Source organism: Micromonospora sp. WMMD729 (assembly GCF_049315225.1).
Classification (GTDB): Bacteria; Actinomycetota; Actinomycetes; order Mycobacteriales; family Micromonosporaceae; genus Micromonospora.
The window spans coordinates 2,767,468-2,781,906 of the sequence record NZ_CP186059.1; the positions used below are offsets into that span (position 1 = coordinate 2,767,468).

Genomic DNA, 14,439 nt, shown 5'->3' on the forward strand with positions numbered 1-14,439 from the left:
TGCCGCGTCCGTCCGTACCGGTGGATCGGGCGTTCGTCGCGCGGGCCGTGCCCCCGGACACGGGACCCGACTCCCTCTGGCGTACCCGGGTGCCGCGCTGACGCTTCCTGTCCCTAGCGGGCGAAGTCGACGCCGGCCAGCGTGGTGGACCGGTGCGTGGCGAGGCGTTCGGCCTGTGCGCTGATGGCGGCGCGCGCGCCGGCCGACAGCGTGCGCCAGGGCTGGACCGCGACCGTCAACGTCTTGCCGGACCTGCGGGGACGCCAGGTGCCGACGATCTCACCGTCGACCAGGACCGCGCCGGGGCGACCCAGCACCGGCCACAACTCCTTGACGTGGGCGGCGTCGGGCACCAGCGTCGCCCGGTCCTTCGCCTGCAGGAACAGGTCGAACGGGCCGAGCAGGCGGGTCGCGCTGACCTCGGCCGACGTCAGCGCCTCGGCGTCGGCGGCCAGCAGCGAGCGCGTCTCGCCGTCCACCGTCACGTCGACCACGTCGTCGGGCCAACGCGCCTTCACGTCCTTGACCGGCGCGTCGAGGTAGTCGGCCACCTGCTTCGGCGTGGCCGGACCGAGTAGCCGGAGGTACGCGCGGACGAGGTCGAACCGGTCACCCGGCGCGGACGCCTTGCGGAATCCCGTGATGCGCCGCAGGACCGGCGGTGACGTGTCGAGCTGCAACTCCAACCCGGCCCGGGCCGCGGCGAGCCGGAACGGCATCTCGTAGAGGTGGGTGGCGTCGCACGGCCGGCAGAACCGCAGGTACGGCTCGGGCAGCAGGGTGGCCAGGCGGCCGGAGACGTCCCCCTTGACCGTCGGCGTGGTGACGATCTTCCGCATGGCGGCGGCCACCTCGTCGAGGGCGGCGAGGTTGCTGATGCCCGCGGCCTTCAACGGCTTCGACGCGTCGTAGATGCGCTTGCCCGCGTCGGCGTCGGAGAACGGCTCGACGGCGGCCACGACGCGCCCGACGTCGGCCCTGCGGTAGAGGTGGGGAGCGCCCCGCACCGTCCACAGCAGGACCACGTCGGCGTCGGACAGCGCGGTCACGTCGACCCCGCGGACGGCCAGGGCCCACCGGGCGCCGTCCGGGCCGGTGTTCTGCGCGCCGAGGTCCAGGACGGCGGTGTCGGCGAGCGTGCCCGTGTCCCGGTCGAGCTGCTGGGCCCGGACCCGGAAGTTCATCACCTGGCGACGATCGACCATGACCGCACCCTAGCCGCGGTCGGTCAGTTCGCGGTGAGTGGCTCCGCCGGCCCGCCCTGGCGTACGCAGATGGACATGTCCGTGTAGTGCCTGGTGATGAGGGCCGCGTCGCGCCGTGGGTTCGCCACCTCCACGGTCAGACAGCGACCGGCCGAGCCCTCACCGTTCCACCACAGGCTGTGGATCGTCACGCCGCGACGCTGCCAGTAGCTCATATCGGCCTGGACCCGCTCGAACCACCCGACGAGCGTCCGCGCGGAGTGGGCGGTGTCGACGAAGCGCACGGTCACCCCGCGTACCAGCGGGCGGATCTCCGCGTCGAAGCCGGCGGTGGGGACGCGGTGGACCAGCAGCACCCCTGCGGGTACGTCGAGGCTGACCGAGGTGTACACACGCGACCAGTTTCGGGCGGCGTGGTCCTCCACCACCCCGGCGGCAGCCATCAACTCGTCCTGGCCCGGCCAGTACGACTGCGCGGGTGCGGGCGTAGTGAAGGCCGGCGGTGCCTGCGGTGTCGCCGATGCGGCGGCGCACGCGGCGGAGAGGGCGAGCAGCGGTACGGACAGCAGAGCGGTCAGGCGTCGACGCATGATCACAATTCCTCGCGGCAGCAGGTCACCTTCTGGGCACTACAGACTTAACGAGCGATCATCGGTGAGACGCCCGCCCGCCTCGGCCGGTTCCCTGGAGCCCGCCGTCCTGGAAGGTGTGGCGTCGGGTTGTCGTGATCCGGACACTGCTTGAGTGTGGCAGCTGACCTGCTTGGATGGGTTGCCATCGATCCGCTGCGCCGGCTCGGGCAGCCCGCGCGGGTGTCCGCCTGTGGCGGCCGGGTGGTGCAATGGGGGCATCGCAACGGTGTCGATGACGGAGGCGCGCGTGGATGGTGTGGAGTTGCTTCTCGCCGCCCTGGCGCTCGGCGCGTCGACCGGCGTCGCCGACGCGACGAGTGCCACGGTCCGCGACGCGGCCGAGAGCTTCCGCGCTCTGGTGCGGCGGCGGCTGAGCGGCGACGGCCAGCAGGCGCTGCGGTCGTTGGACGCCGAGGGCGATGAGTCGGGCGTCTGGCAGGTACGCCTCGCCGACGACCTCACCCGTGCGGGCGTGGACCGGGACGAGCAGATCCTCCGCCTCGCCCGAGACCTGTTGGCGCAGGCCCGGGCCGGGGCGCGCACAGAGATCGGGCATGTCGACCTGCGGGGGGCCAAGGGCGTCCAGGTCGGCGATTCCAACATCCAGTACAACACCTTCAACTGAGGTAGCTGGGCGGATGGGCGCGAGCGGGCAGCCGGAGGACGACCGGTCGCGCGACGTGGACGCCCGCCAGGCGCGTGGTGTGCAGTTCGGCGACCACAACGTGCAGTACAACAGTTTCGGGCCCGTGGTGCGGTCGGCGTACCTGGCCGAGGTGGACCGGATCGCCCCCGCGGACCTGCGCGACCGGGACGACGAGCTGGCGCGGCTCGCGGCGTTCTGTACCGGCGACGGACCGGACGGCTACCTGCGGTGGGAGGCGGGCCGGGGTGCCGGGATGACGGCGCTGCTGTCCTGGTTCGTCCTGCACCCGCCGCCGGGCGTACGGGTGGTGTCGTATTTCGTCGTCGCCGGTCGCACCGAGCGGGAGACCCGCGACGCGTTCGTGGACGTGGTGTTGGAGCAGTTGGTCGAGCTGACCGACGGGTCGATGCCGGGGCATCTCACCGGCTCCACCCGGGAGGCGCACCTGTTGGGCCGGTACGCCGACGCCGCCCAGGCGTGTGAGCGGCGGGACGAGCGGCTGGTGCTGGTCGTCGACGGGCTGGACGACCGGCGCAACGCCACCCGGGTCGCGACGCTGCTGCCGGACCGTCTGCTCGGTGGGATGCGGGTGGTGCTCGGTACAGGCTTCGGGTGGCAGGCCCCCGCCGAACTCCCGGTGCGGCACCCGCTGCGCCAGCACAGCCGTCCCGTCGTGCTGGCGCCCTTCGTCACTCCCGACGAGCGGGCCCGGCGGCAGGCGCAGGACGCCCGGCGGGCCGACGAGCGTGCCCGCCGGGAGGCGGAGCGACGTCAGGCTGCCGACGAGCGTCGTGCCGCGCAGGAGCAGATCGACAGGTGGCGCAGCGCTGAGGCGGACCGGAGCGCCCCGGCGGCTCGGGCCGCGGCCGTACGGCGGGCGATGGTGTTCGTGGCCGGCTGGACCGGCCTGCTCGTCCTGGTCAGCTGTTACGCGTGGGGCTGGTCCTCTCCCCGGGTGGCGGGCATCCTGAGCCTTCAGCTCCTGGCGGGCGGGCTGGCGGCCGCGCTCGTGCTCGGCGCGACCGCGTTCCGGCTCGGTGGCGCCTACCGGGCTTCCCCGACCTCGTTCGCAGCCTGGATCGATCGGTCCCGGTACGGGCTGCTGCTACAGCTGATCACCTTCTCGCTCTTCCTCATGCTGGCCGGCGCTGCCGCCAGCGACTATCTCGACGCCCGGGACCACCACCGGTTGGAACAGTCCCTCGGCCGGGCCGGGACATGGCCCTCCTTCGCGGAGGTGGTGGCGTTCATGTTCCTGGTGCTCATCACATTCGGCTGCGTGGCGGCCGGGGTCTACCTGGCGGGCCGGTCCGGCCGCGCCTGGTACGAACGCCACCGCGAACAGGAGCGTGCGTACCGGGCGGCCGTCGACGCGTTGGCCGCCGCGACCGAGCGGGAGGAGTACGCGCGAATGAGCGTGGATGGACTGTCCCCGCAGCCGGCTGACCGGGCCAGGGCGTATCAGGGCCTGATGGCCCGGATAGCGGGGCAACACCACCGGCGTCAGCGACCCCGCTGATGCCCACTCCGCACGACGGCGGCGGTCGTCAGGCCACCAGTGAGACCCGCCCGTTGTCCAGGTCGTAGCGGGCGCCCACGACCCGCAGAGCGCCCTGGTGCACCTTCTCGGCGATGATCGGGCTGCGGGCCGAGAGCGCCCGCACCTGGGCGGCGATGTTGGCGCGGACGCCGTTCTCCACCGGGTCGCCGGGCTGGTTGAGCACCGGCTCGACCACCGGACGCAGGCTCTCGACGATGGTGCCGATGTGCCCGGGAGCGGTGCCGCCGGTGCGGATGGTGTCGATGGTGGCCGTGATCGCGCCACAGCGTTCGTGCCCGAGGACGACGATCAGCAGGCTGCCGAACTCCTCCACGGCGAACTCCACGTTGCCCAGCAGCAGGTCGTCGACGATGTTGCCGGCCACCCGGTTGTCGAACAGGTCACCGAGCCCCTGGTCGAACAGCACCTCGGGCGCGACCCGGGAGTCCGCGCAGCCGACCGTGACGGCGAACGGGTGCTGGCCGGCGGCGAGGCGGTGCAGGTCGTCCAGGCTCTGGTGCGGGTGTCGGCCGTGACCGCTGGTGAAGCGGTGGTTGCCGGTGAGCAGTCGACGCAGCGCCTCGGCCGGCGTACCGACCGGATCGTCGGCGGTCGGCGCGGCGGCGCTCGCCGACGACGGACCCGCGACGGCCGCGCCGAGCGCGACGGCCGTCGCGCCACCGGCGGCCAGCAGGGAACGGCGAGACAAATGAGTACGACCCACGGCGGTCCTCCCGGGTGTGCGGCGAATCGTCTCCTTCCTACGATGATCCCTCCACAGTGGTTGTTCGACGTTCTGCCGCCGCCCTCGCCGCCGGCCGCGAGGATCGTGGGTGGGTGCGTGGATCCTTTGGAGCTGATGTCACAGGCGAATCAGACGCCCCGGCCACCACGCGACGGCGAGGCGGCCGGGGGTCGGGGGCTGCGGCTGCGAGGGCCGGGGCGGGTGGCCGGCGGCTCAGCGGTCTGCGCTGTCGAGGGCGGCGACCTCGCGTACCGCCTGGGCGACGGTTGCGAAGTCCTTCTTGAGGATCGCGCCGTGGTTGCTGGCCACCTTGGCGTGGACCTTGATGTTCGGGTTGCGGACGGTCACCGCGTCGAGGCTGGTGCGGATGCGTTCCTGCTCGTCACCCTTGCTGCCGAGGGACCTTCCCGAGGCGACCACGTACCGCACCGGGACGGTGATGGCGTCGAGCACCGGGCCCAGCTCGCGTTCGCGGGAGAGCCGGCCCAGCTCGATGTTGCTCTCCGCCTGCTGGGCGGCGCTCATCCGGGGCATCAGGCCGGTCGGCCGCAGCAGCGGCGCGAGGAAGCGCATACGCCGGAACAGCTTGCGGATCCGCTGCTCGATGGCCTCGTCCAGCCAGTCGTGCGGGAACGCGCCGTCGACCAGCACCGTGCCGATGGTGCGCTCCGGGTTGCGGTTGGTCCAGTGGGCCGCGACCACGGCCCCGTAGGACCAGCCGACGATAACCGCCCGCTGCACGCCGCGGGCGGCGAGCACGGCGTCGACGTCCCGGACGGCCGCCTCGAACGAGTAGTCCGCCGAGCGCCCCGACTTTCTGCCGCGCGCCCGCTCGTCGTAGGTGATGTGCCGCCACCCGGCGCCCAGGTCGGCGAGGACCTGCCGCCAGTAGCCCTGGGTGGCGAACTGGCCGTTGAGGTAGAGCACCGGCACGCCGGTGCCGCCGGTGTCGGTGACGGCCAGGGCGGTGTCGTCGACCGGCACCATGCCGGTCCAGGGCGAATGGGAGGGGGAGGGGTTGTGCGTCGTCACGGTCGTACTCCTGTGGGGTTGGGGTGTCAGAGGCTGCGGGCGGTGATGTCGCCGTGCGCGGTGGTGGCGTGGATGTCGAGGTCGGCGCTGCCCTGGTTGACCAGGGCGTTGCTGACGCGGCCGTGGCCGGTGCCGGCGTCCAGGGCGGCCGAGACGCCGGTGGCGGCGGCGACCGAGATGTCGCCGGACTGGGTACGCAGCACGACCCGGCCGCGCGTCGCCTGCGCGACGCGGATGTCGCCCCGCGTGGTGCTGATCTCGGCGGGGCCGTTGAGCCGACCGACCTCGACGGTGCCGTCGATCGCGGTGAGGCGCATGCTCGCCGCCTCGTCGACCTTGATGTGGCGGTACGCGCCGTCCACGGTGACGTCACCGAGGCGGCCGACGCCGCGCAGCTCGGCGCTGGCGGCCCGGACCTCGACGCGGGAGTCGGCGGGCAGTTGGACGGTGACCTCGACCGAGCCGCTGGCGCCCAGGAGCTGGTGGGCGGGGGCGGCGGCCGTGACCCGCAGGACGCCGTCGGTGTACGTGACGGTGGTCTGCTCGGCGGCCCGGGCGTCGCGGCCGCGGCCGGCGTCGGCGGGCCGGACCTCGACGGTGGTGTCGGCGCGGTCGGCGGCGATGAACTGGACGCGCCCGGCGGGGATGTCCAGGACGGCGGCGATGGGGGCGGGGGTGGTGAAGCTCTGCACGGCGTGCTCCGATGCTCGTTCCGGTCTTTCTGACATCAGAAACGCTACGTTGCTTTCCATGTTGTGGCAACAAGCGAGTTGCATCCAAGTCGAGTCATAGCAGTTCAGTGAGCTAATACCGTTGCAACGGTCTTGCTGATAAAGCAACGCGCGCCGGTGTTGCCATTGCAATAGGCTGATGGTGAACGCTATGGTGGCGGGGCCGCGCAGGACGACCACACCGAGGAGACCACCGTGCCGGGAGGCAGGCTCACCCAGCAGGAACGTCAGCAGATCGCATCGGGCTTGGCCGACAACCTCCCGTACGCCGAGATCGCCCGACGCCTCGATCGTCCGACCTCGACCGTCACCCGCGAGGTGTTGCGCAACGGCGGCCCGAACGCCTACCGCGCGGACCTCGCCCACCGTGCCACCGAACGCCGCGCCCGCCGCCGCGCACCGGCCGCCACCCGGACCAGCGGGTCGGTCCCGCAGCCGCACGGCCGCGATGCCGAGGCGGTCGCCGAGTACGCGGAGACGTTCACGACGGTCCTCATGTCATCGGGCCTCAACAAGATGGCGGCCCGGGTGCTGACCTGCCTCTTCACCACCGACACGGGCAGTCTCACCGCAGCGGAGCTGGCCCAGCGCCTGCACGTCAGCCCGGCGTCCATCTCCAAGGCGATCAGCTTCCTGGAGAGTCAGAGCCTCGTGCGCCGGGAGCGCGACGAGCGCCGCCGTGACCGCTACGTCGTCGACACCGAACTCTTCTACCAGGCGACGATCGCCAGCGCCCGGGCGAACGACCAGCTCTCCGCAACGGCACGCCAGGGCGTCGCCGTCCTCGGCCCGCACACCCCCGCCGCCGCCCGCCTGGAGAACGTCGCCCGCTTCCTCGACTTCATGAGCGAGAGCATCACCCGCGCCGCCGAACAGGCCCGCGACGTCCTGCGCAGCAGCTAGTTCCGGTCCGGGCGGTGGCGGGCGTACGCGTCGACGCGCCCCCAGCGCCCGGGAATGTCCAGCAGCGCGATCCGGTCGAAGGTGGACGGCAGCGCGGGGTTCACCGCCAGGTGGTCCTGGTGCGGCTCCAGGCCGAGCAGGGTGCGCAGCAGCAGCATCGGCGCCCCGCTGGACCACGCCTGCGGGCTGCCGGCGGTGGGATACCGGACCGGGTACCGGGTGGTGCTGCGGTCGAAGCCGCCGAACGCCTCGGGCAGCCGCCCCTGGAAGTAGGTCGCGGCGGACAGGATGCCCTCGGCGATCCGACCCGCCTCGCTGAGGAACCCGTACCGGCGTAGGCCCCACGCGATGAACGAGTTGTCGAACGGCCAGACCGTGCCGTTGTGGTAGCCGAGCGGGTTGTAGCGGCTCTGCCCGGCGGCGAAGGTCCGCACGCCCCAGCCGGAGAAGAGCGCCGGACCCATCAGGTGCTCGACCACCCGCGCGGCCCGGTCGGGCGCCACGATGCCACTCCACAGCAGGTGCCCGATGTTCGAGGAGAGGCTGTCCACGGGCGTACCGTCGTGGTCGAGCGCGAGGGCGTAGTAGCCGCGGTCCTCCAGCCAGAAGTCCCGGTTGAAGCGCTCGTACAACGCCGCCGCCTCGCGTTCCAGCCGCTCGGCGTAGGCCGGGTCACCCCAGAACGCGCGCGCCAGCCGCGCCCCGCGGAGCTTGGCGTCGTAGGCGTACCCCTGGACCTCGCAGGTTGCCCTCGGGAAGCCGGGCAGCCGACCGTCGGCGTAGGAGATGCTGTCCCAGGAGTCCTTCCAGCACTGGTTGTCCAGGCCGGTGGCCCGGTTGCGGCGCCGGTACCAGACGTAGCCGGTCGACGTCAGGTCCGCGTACGCGTCGATCCAGGTCAGGGCCGCGCGGGCCTCCTGCTCCAACTCCATCACCAACGCGGTGTCGCCGCTCCACCGCTCGTACTCGTCGAGCAACACCACGAACAGCGGCGACGCGTCGACGGTCCCGTAGTAGGGGGAGTGTGGCTGTTCCTCGAACGCGGCCGACTCCCCGTAGCGCAGTTCGTGCAGGATTCGGCCGGGATCCTCCTCCAGCACGTCGTCGGTCCGGGCCCCTTGCAGCGAGGCGAGAATCCGCAGGGTCGGTGGGGCCAGTGACGGTGTGACGGGCAGGGTCTGCAGGCAGGTCAGCAGACTGTCCCGGCCGAACAGGGTCATGAACCAGGGCAGCCCGGCCGCGGGTACGGCCGCTCCGCTGAGCGACAGCGGCGCGAAACGCAGCGCCGCGAGGTCCACCAGGCTGCGGTGGTACACCTGTTGGAGGGTCGCGCTCTCGGTGTCCAGCGTCGGAGCCTGCGCCACCCACTCGCGCACGCTGTCCGGCAGCGTCGACTCGCTCGGGCGCTGGGCCCGCAGGGGAGCGCGCAGGTCGACGTCGTCCGGTCGCAGTGCCCGCATGACCACCTGCAACCGGGTGTCCCACTGCTCCCCGGGCCGCAGCCGTATCGCGAACCGCAGTCCACGCGCGTCGATGCTGGCCGCCTCGCTTGTCGACACGACGACCTCACGCCGGTACGTCCCGCGCCGATAACCCACCCGCAACTCGTTCGCCTCGACGTCGGTGTAGTAGCTGCCCGCCTTGTCCTGGATGTCGAACTTGATCTCGAAGATGTCGGCGAAGTCTGCCTCCACCTCCAGCCGTACGTCGAGGTCGACGACTCCCTGACCGTAATTGAAGATCGTCAGCGTCTCGACCAGGTCCGGACCGATGCGTCGCCGCCGGATCGCCGACACGTCCGCCTCCACGTAGTCGACGGCCCCGCCCGGCACCACGAAGAACGTGACCTCGTAGTACTGGCTGTCGTCCACCGACAGGGCGTCCAGTCGTTCGCCGTTGACGGTGAGCACCCAGCGGGACAGGAAGCGCGTGTCGGCGGCGAACAGTCCCACCGGTGTGCCGGGCGACGACTCCACGTCCCCACTGGCGTCCGACACGATGAAGGTGTTGCCGTCGATGCAGGACACCGTGCCCGGGATGTCCCTCACGGCGCACTGGTCGCCGTCGGTCGATCCGCCCCCGCGTCACCCTCGGCCCCGCGGGGAAACAACCGCCCGAGACGCAGCGCCAGGGAGAGGTCGCCGTCGACCAGGATCTCGCCGCGCTCGATCGCCGCCAGCCCGTTCACCTCGCCGCGCGCCATCGCCTCGGCCACCTGCGCCGAGACCCGGATGACGGTGGTGGCGGGGTCCCCACTCTGCGACACCCGTAGTTTCCCGTGGTCGATGACCAGGAGCCACTGCTCCAGGTCGTCCCCGGCGGAGATGTCGAAGCGCACACTCCCGCACACCTTGCTGAACCGCGGATCCTGGCACGCGGCGGCCAGCCGCTCGAAGAACTCGCTGGTCGCCGTCATCCCACCTCCCTGGCAAAAGCGGATGACGGCTACCCGTTGCGGGCTGTTCCTAACGCTCCGGCCGACGGAATTGACGTATCGCCACGGCGGGCGCACGGCACACAATGTGCGCCGTGGCGAAGGAACAGGTGCTGGCGAAGGTGGCGGCCGATCTGGAGCGTGGGCACGTGCACCCCGCGATGCAGCGGCTGGCGAGCCTGACCACCGCGTACCCCGACGACCTGGACCTGCGGGCCCGGCGTGCCGCGCTCTACCGGCAGGTGGGCAACGTGGCCGAGGCCGGGCGGTGGGGCTTCCTCGGCGAGGACGCCAGCGCGCGGGAGGTCGCGGCGTTCGAGCGGGCCTACGGGAACGCCTGGCGGCGTCTGCGCGCGTTGCGGGTGACCACGGACCCGAGCGGCCGGCTCGGGCCGGTGGCGGGCGCGCGCTTTGCCCGGTTGCTGGAGCAGGCCGGGCGGGACGCGCCCGTCACCTGGACCGATGACGGGCCACGTCCCGAGGAGCCGACTTCGTGGCGGGACGAGCTGGGCTGCCTGGTGGCGGCGGTGCTCGGCGTGGTGCTGGTAACGCTGTGCGTGGTCGGCCTGGTCACCGTGCTCCGGTGGGTGTTCTAGTCGAGGTCGAAGTCGACCACGACCGGCGCGTGCCGGACCCGCAGCGGGGCCGCGGTGTCGAAACCGGCGGCGTCGCGGTGCCACACCGGTTGAGCGTACGAGCAGTCGCAGCGCAGCTTCACCCGCTGCCCGGGGAGCAGGCGCAGGGCGTAGACGTCGCCCGCGTCCGCCACGCCGGCCAGGTCCCCGGTCACCGCGTCGAAGGCGAGCACCTGGGCGTAGGTGAGCAGCTCGTCGACGTGTACCGCCCCGCTGACCGGCGTGCCGGCGGGCAGCGCCTGGTTGAGCGTCACCGTCTGGTGCGCACGCACCCGCACGCCGCGCGCCTGCGCCCGGGTGCCCACTCCGCCGGACCACACGGTCGCTCGCCCGTTCGCGGCGAACTGCACGGGCCAGTGGTACGGCCCGAGTCCCGTGATCGTGTAGCGGCCGTTCTCGTCGGTGGTGGGCCCGTGGTCGTCGTACTTGGGGTGCGGCACGTACGGCACCACCATCACCAGCGCTCGCGGGACCGGCGCGCCCGTCGCCGCGTCGGTCACCACCCCGACGACCGTGCCCGGCGGATCGAGCCGGATGTCGGGTGCGCTGGTCACCGCGCCGGCCCGGACCCGGACCACGAACGCGCGCTCGCGCTCGCCGGTGCCGCCGTGCCGGCCGACCCACTGCCAACCGTGCCGGGTCGTGTCGTAGGGCTGCACGAGCAGCCGGTACTTCCCCGGGGCGACGTTGTCGGCCACCAGGTTGCCCTGCTCGTCGGCGCAGCCGCCGTACCGGCCGTCCTGGTCCTCGCCGAGGGTGACCGCCGCGAGCGCCGCGGCGTCGATGGGCACGAGTGCGGCGCAGGCCCGGGGCACCGGCGCGCCGGTGGCCGCGTCGCGCACGACGGCGCGGACGCCGCCGGGTGCGGGCGCGGGATCGGGGGTACGCGCCACCGCCGGATCGGCGGCCTGCACGACGAGCAGGGCGATGGCGATGGTGCTGGTCAGTTGGCGCAGGAGGGTACGGCTCACGGGCATGCTCCTCGCGGCGACGGGACAGGGGGTGAGTCGACCGTAACGGCCCGTGCTTGATCTAAATCGGTCAATGTCGTGATGCTGACTGAAGGTGCCGGTGCGCTGCCGGCGGCTGTGTTCTGCCCGAACCGGGCGCACGTTCCACAACTACCGCTTACCGTCACCAGAGCGGACACCGCTGCCCGCGGCGGCGATCGCCTACCGGAAGGGACCGGACATGAGCCGTGTCGAGACCGTGCTCCTGCCCGAGCTGGACGGGCCGGCGTCGCCGGCCCTGCCGCGCGCCCTCGGCCTGCTGAGCCTGGCCCTGGGGGTGGGCGCGCTGGCCGCGCCCCGACCGCTCGCGCGACTGACCGGGGTGGACGACTCCCCGGCGGCGCAGACGGTCATCGGGGCCGTCGGCGCCCGCGAACTGGCACACGCCGTCGGCCTGCTCACCGGTCGCCGCTCCACCGGCTGGACGTGGACGCGGGTGGCCGGTGACGCACTCGACCTCACCCTGCTGGGCCGGGCGATGGCCGACCGGCGCGGTGAGCGACGCCGCCGCCTGGCGCTGACCACCGCCGCGATCGCCGGCATCGCCGCCCTGGACGTCGCCGCCGCGATCGCCGCCGGGCGTGCCCACCGGGCCCGGGCGCGGATGATCCGGATGGAGATCGCAGTGACGGTCAACCGGTCGCCCGCCGAGGCGTACCGGTTCTGGCGGGACATGGAGAACCTGCCCCGGTTCATGGCGCACCTGGAGTCGGTACGCGCCGACGACCTGCGCATCTCGCACTGGGTGGCCCGCGGGCCGGCCGGTCGCCGCGTCGAGTGGGACGCCGAGATCATCGACGATCAGCCGAACAGGTCGATCACCTGGCGCTCGCTGCCCGGCAGCCGGGTGGCCAACGCCGGTCGGGTGGCGTTCGTACCCGCTCCGGGCGACCGGGGCACCGAGGTCTGGGTGCAACTGCGCTACGCGCCACCGGCCGGCGCGCTCGGCCGGGCCGTGGCCAAGCTCTTCGGCGAGGAGCCCGAGCAGCAGGTCCGCGACGATCTGCGCCGGTTCAAGCAGGTGCTGGAGGCGGGCGAGGTGGTCCGCTCCGAGGGCAGCCCGAACGGCATCTCCGTACGCCAGCAGGCCATGCAGCGGCCCGCGCAGCCGCTGCCGACGTCCCGTCGTTGACCGCTTCTTGAAGGGGCGAAGGAATGAAGGCCACCGCCTGGATGGGCACCGACACCGTCAAGGTGATCGACGTGCCCGATCCGACGATCATGAACGCCCGGGACGCCATCGTACGGGTCAGCACCACCGCGATCTGCGGCTCCGACCTGCACCTCTACCACGGCTACATCCCGGCGATGCGCAAGGGCGACATCCTCGGCCACGAGTTCATGGGCGAAGTGGTGGAGGTCGGTCCGCAGGTGCGCAACCTCAAGCCCGGCGACCGGGTGGTGGTGCCGTTCCCGATCGCCTGCGGGCACTGCTCCTCCTGCCAGCGCGGCCTCTACTCGGTGTGCGAGAACTCCAACCCGAACGCCGGCATCGCCGAGAAGGTCATGGGTCACTCGCCGGCCGGCATCTTCGGCTACTCCCACCTGCTCGGCGGGTACGCGGGCGGCCAGGCCGAGTTCGCGCGGGTGCCGTTCGCCGACATCGGCCCGATCAAGGTGCCCGACGAGGTCCCCGACGACCAGGCCGTCATGCTCGCCGATGTCTTCCCGACCGGCTACATGGGTGCCGAGATGTGCGACATCAAGCCCGGACAGGTCATCGCGATCTGGGGCGCGGGGCCGGTGGGTCTGCTCGCCGCGGCCAGCGCCCGGCTGCTCGGCGCGGAGCGGGTGATCGTCATCGACCGGTACCCGTACCGGCTGCGGCTCGCCGCCGAACACGCCGACGCCGAGACACTCAACTACGAGGACGTCGACGTGCTGGACGCCCTCAACGAGATGACCGCCGGTCGGGGCCCCGACGCGTGCATCGACGCGGTCGGCCTGGAGGGCCACCACGGCAACTCCGCGATGTACGCGTACGACCGGGCCAAGCAGGCCACCCGGACCGAGACGGAACGGCCGTTCGCGTTGCGGGAGGCGATCCTGGCCTGCCGATCCGGGGGAGTGGTGTCGGTCGTCGGCGCGTACGGCGGCTTCGTGGACAAGTTCCCGATGGGCGCCTTCATGAACCGCTCACTGATCATGCGTACCGGCCAGTGCCATGTACAGCGCTACACCCGACCCTTGCTCGAGCGCATCCAACGCGGCGAGATCGACCCCAGCTTCATCGTCAGCCACCGCATGCCGCTGCGCGACGCCCCCAAGGGCTACAAGATCTTCCAAAAGAAACAAGACAACTGCACCAAGGTCCTCCTCAAGGTCTAACCGCCCCACCCCTCCCGCCCCCGCCCCGCCCGGCTCCCCGCGATCTTGCACTTTCGGTGGCGACAAAGGGTGCGTATCACCCCAACTCGGCAACCGAAAGTGCAAGATCGGCGCGGGAGGGGGGTGGGGACGCGCGCGGGAGGGGGTGTGTTTGTGGTCCGTGGGCTTGGGAACGCGGCTCGTTCGTTCCGGAGACGGGAGGGAGCGGGTCATGGATTACGAGCAGATGATCGCGACCGTACGACAGCGCGGCGGGCTCGGGGAGAACGAGGCCGTGCGCTCGGTGCAGGCCGTCCTGTCGGTGCTCGGCGAACGACTCGCCGGACAGGAGGCCGACAACCTCGCGGCACAGCTGCCCGACCGGTTGAACGCGTCCGTCACCCGTAACCCGCAGGGCCGCAGGTGGGACGTCGGCGACTTCCTGAAGCACGTCGGGGACCGGGAGCAGGTCGCCAACGCGGACCAGGTACGCGAACACGCCCGGGTCGTGCTGACCACCGTCGCCGAGGCGCTCGACGACGACGACCGTAACGACCTGCTGGCCCAGTTGCCCGGAGGCATCACCGACCTGTTCGGCGTACCCACTCCACGGGGCTGA

The 14,439-nt window shown here is 72.1% G+C and carries 15 protein-coding genes; 7 read left to right on the plus strand and 8 right to left on the minus strand.

Going from position 1 to position 14,439, the window contains the following annotated elements:
* Nucleotides 1-113: 113 nt before the first annotated feature.
* A complete protein-coding gene (locus tag ACN263_RS12675; protein WP_422740001.1) occupies nt 114-1,205 on the minus strand; it encodes a winged helix DNA-binding domain-containing protein in 1,092 nt (363 codons plus the stop codon).
* Nucleotides 1,206-1,228: 23 nt separating this feature from the next.
* Nucleotides 1,229-1,795, minus strand: coding sequence for a hypothetical protein (locus ACN263_RS12680; RefSeq protein ID WP_422740002.1), 567 nt, complete (start codon nt 1,793-1,795; stop codon nt 1,229-1,231).
* A 274-nt stretch (nt 1,796-2,069) separates the two neighbouring features.
* Here ACN263_RS12680 and ACN263_RS12685 point away from each other — a divergent pair, with 274 nt between their 5' ends.
* Complete coding sequence (locus ACN263_RS12685) at nt 2,070-2,462, plus strand: hypothetical protein (RefSeq protein ID WP_422740003.1); 393 nt, start codon at nt 2,070-2,072, stop codon at nt 2,460-2,462.
* 13 nt (nt 2,463-2,475) lie between these two features.
* Nucleotides 2,476-4,002, plus strand: coding sequence for a hypothetical protein (locus tag ACN263_RS12690; RefSeq protein ID WP_422740004.1), 1,527 nt, complete (start codon nt 2,476-2,478; stop codon nt 4,000-4,002).
* Between the two features lie 28 nt (nt 4,003-4,030).
* On the opposite strand, the gene ACN263_RS12695 is transcribed toward ACN263_RS12690, so the two are convergent.
* From ACN263_RS12695 to ACN263_RS12705, 3 genes are all read right to left on the minus strand, one after another.
* Entirely contained in the window at nt 4,031-4,747 is a 717-nt protein-coding gene (locus ACN263_RS12695; protein WP_422740005.1) for a carbonic anhydrase, read from the minus strand.
* 234 nt (nt 4,748-4,981) lie between these two features.
* Complete coding sequence (locus ACN263_RS12700; RefSeq protein WP_422740006.1) at nt 4,982-5,800, minus strand: alpha/beta fold hydrolase; 819 nt, start codon at nt 5,798-5,800, stop codon at nt 4,982-4,984.
* A gap of 26 nt (nt 5,801-5,826) precedes the next feature.
* Nucleotides 5,827-6,528: a DUF4097 family beta strand repeat-containing protein gene (locus tag ACN263_RS12705; RefSeq protein WP_422740007.1), complete on the minus strand. Its 702-nt coding sequence runs from the start codon at nt 6,526-6,528 to the stop codon at nt 5,827-5,829.
* A gap of 198 nt (nt 6,529-6,726) precedes the next feature.
* Between ACN263_RS12705 and ACN263_RS12710 the strand changes: the two genes are divergently transcribed.
* Nucleotides 6,727-7,434 carry a helix-turn-helix domain-containing protein gene (locus ACN263_RS12710; RefSeq protein ID WP_422740008.1) on the plus strand — a complete coding sequence of 236 codons (708 nt, stop codon included), beginning with the start codon at nt 6,727-6,729 and terminating at the stop codon, nt 7,432-7,434.
* Here the strand turns inward: ACN263_RS12710 and ACN263_RS12715 are convergent.
* The gene (locus ACN263_RS12715) at nt 7,431-9,473 is read right to left on the minus strand and encodes a glycogen debranching N-terminal domain-containing protein (protein WP_422740694.1); all 2,043 of its coding nucleotides are present in this window, start codon (nt 9,471-9,473) and stop codon (nt 7,431-7,433) included. The two genes, ACN263_RS12710 and ACN263_RS12715, sit on opposite strands and share 4 nt — an antisense overlap.
* A gap of 5 nt (nt 9,474-9,478) precedes the next feature.
* A complete protein-coding gene (locus ACN263_RS12720) occupies nt 9,479-9,850 on the minus strand; it encodes an SCP2 sterol-binding domain-containing protein (RefSeq protein WP_422740009.1) in 372 nt (123 codons plus the stop codon).
* Nucleotides 9,851-9,963: 113 nt separating this feature from the next.
* Between ACN263_RS12720 and ACN263_RS12725 the strand changes: the two genes are divergently transcribed.
* Complete coding sequence (locus ACN263_RS12725) at nt 9,964-10,464, plus strand: DUF6584 family protein (RefSeq protein ID WP_422740010.1); 501 nt, start codon at nt 9,964-9,966, stop codon at nt 10,462-10,464.
* On the opposite strand, the gene ACN263_RS12730 is transcribed toward ACN263_RS12725, so the two are convergent.
* The gene (locus ACN263_RS12730; RefSeq protein WP_422740011.1) at nt 10,461-11,474 is read right to left on the minus strand and encodes a carboxypeptidase regulatory-like domain-containing protein; all 1,014 of its coding nucleotides are present in this window, start codon (nt 11,472-11,474) and stop codon (nt 10,461-10,463) included. The genes ACN263_RS12725 and ACN263_RS12730 overlap by 4 nt on opposite strands.
* A 220-nt stretch (nt 11,475-11,694) precedes the next feature.
* On the opposite strand from ACN263_RS12730, the gene ACN263_RS12735 reads away from it, so the two are divergent.
* From ACN263_RS12735 to ACN263_RS12745, 3 genes are all read left to right on the plus strand, one after another.
* Nucleotides 11,695-12,645, plus strand: coding sequence for an SRPBCC family protein (locus ACN263_RS12735; protein ID WP_422740012.1), 951 nt, complete (start codon nt 11,695-11,697; stop codon nt 12,643-12,645).
* 23 nt (nt 12,646-12,668) lie between these two features.
* Nucleotides 12,669-13,841 (plus strand): zinc-dependent alcohol dehydrogenase, encoded by a 1,173-nt coding sequence (locus ACN263_RS12740; protein ID WP_422740013.1) that lies wholly within the window; start codon nt 12,669-12,671, stop codon nt 13,839-13,841.
* Nucleotides 13,842-14,052: 211 nt separating this feature from the next.
* On the plus strand, nt 14,053-14,439 hold the full coding sequence (locus ACN263_RS12745; RefSeq protein WP_422740014.1) for a DUF2267 domain-containing protein: 387 nt from the start codon (nt 14,053-14,055) through the stop codon (nt 14,437-14,439).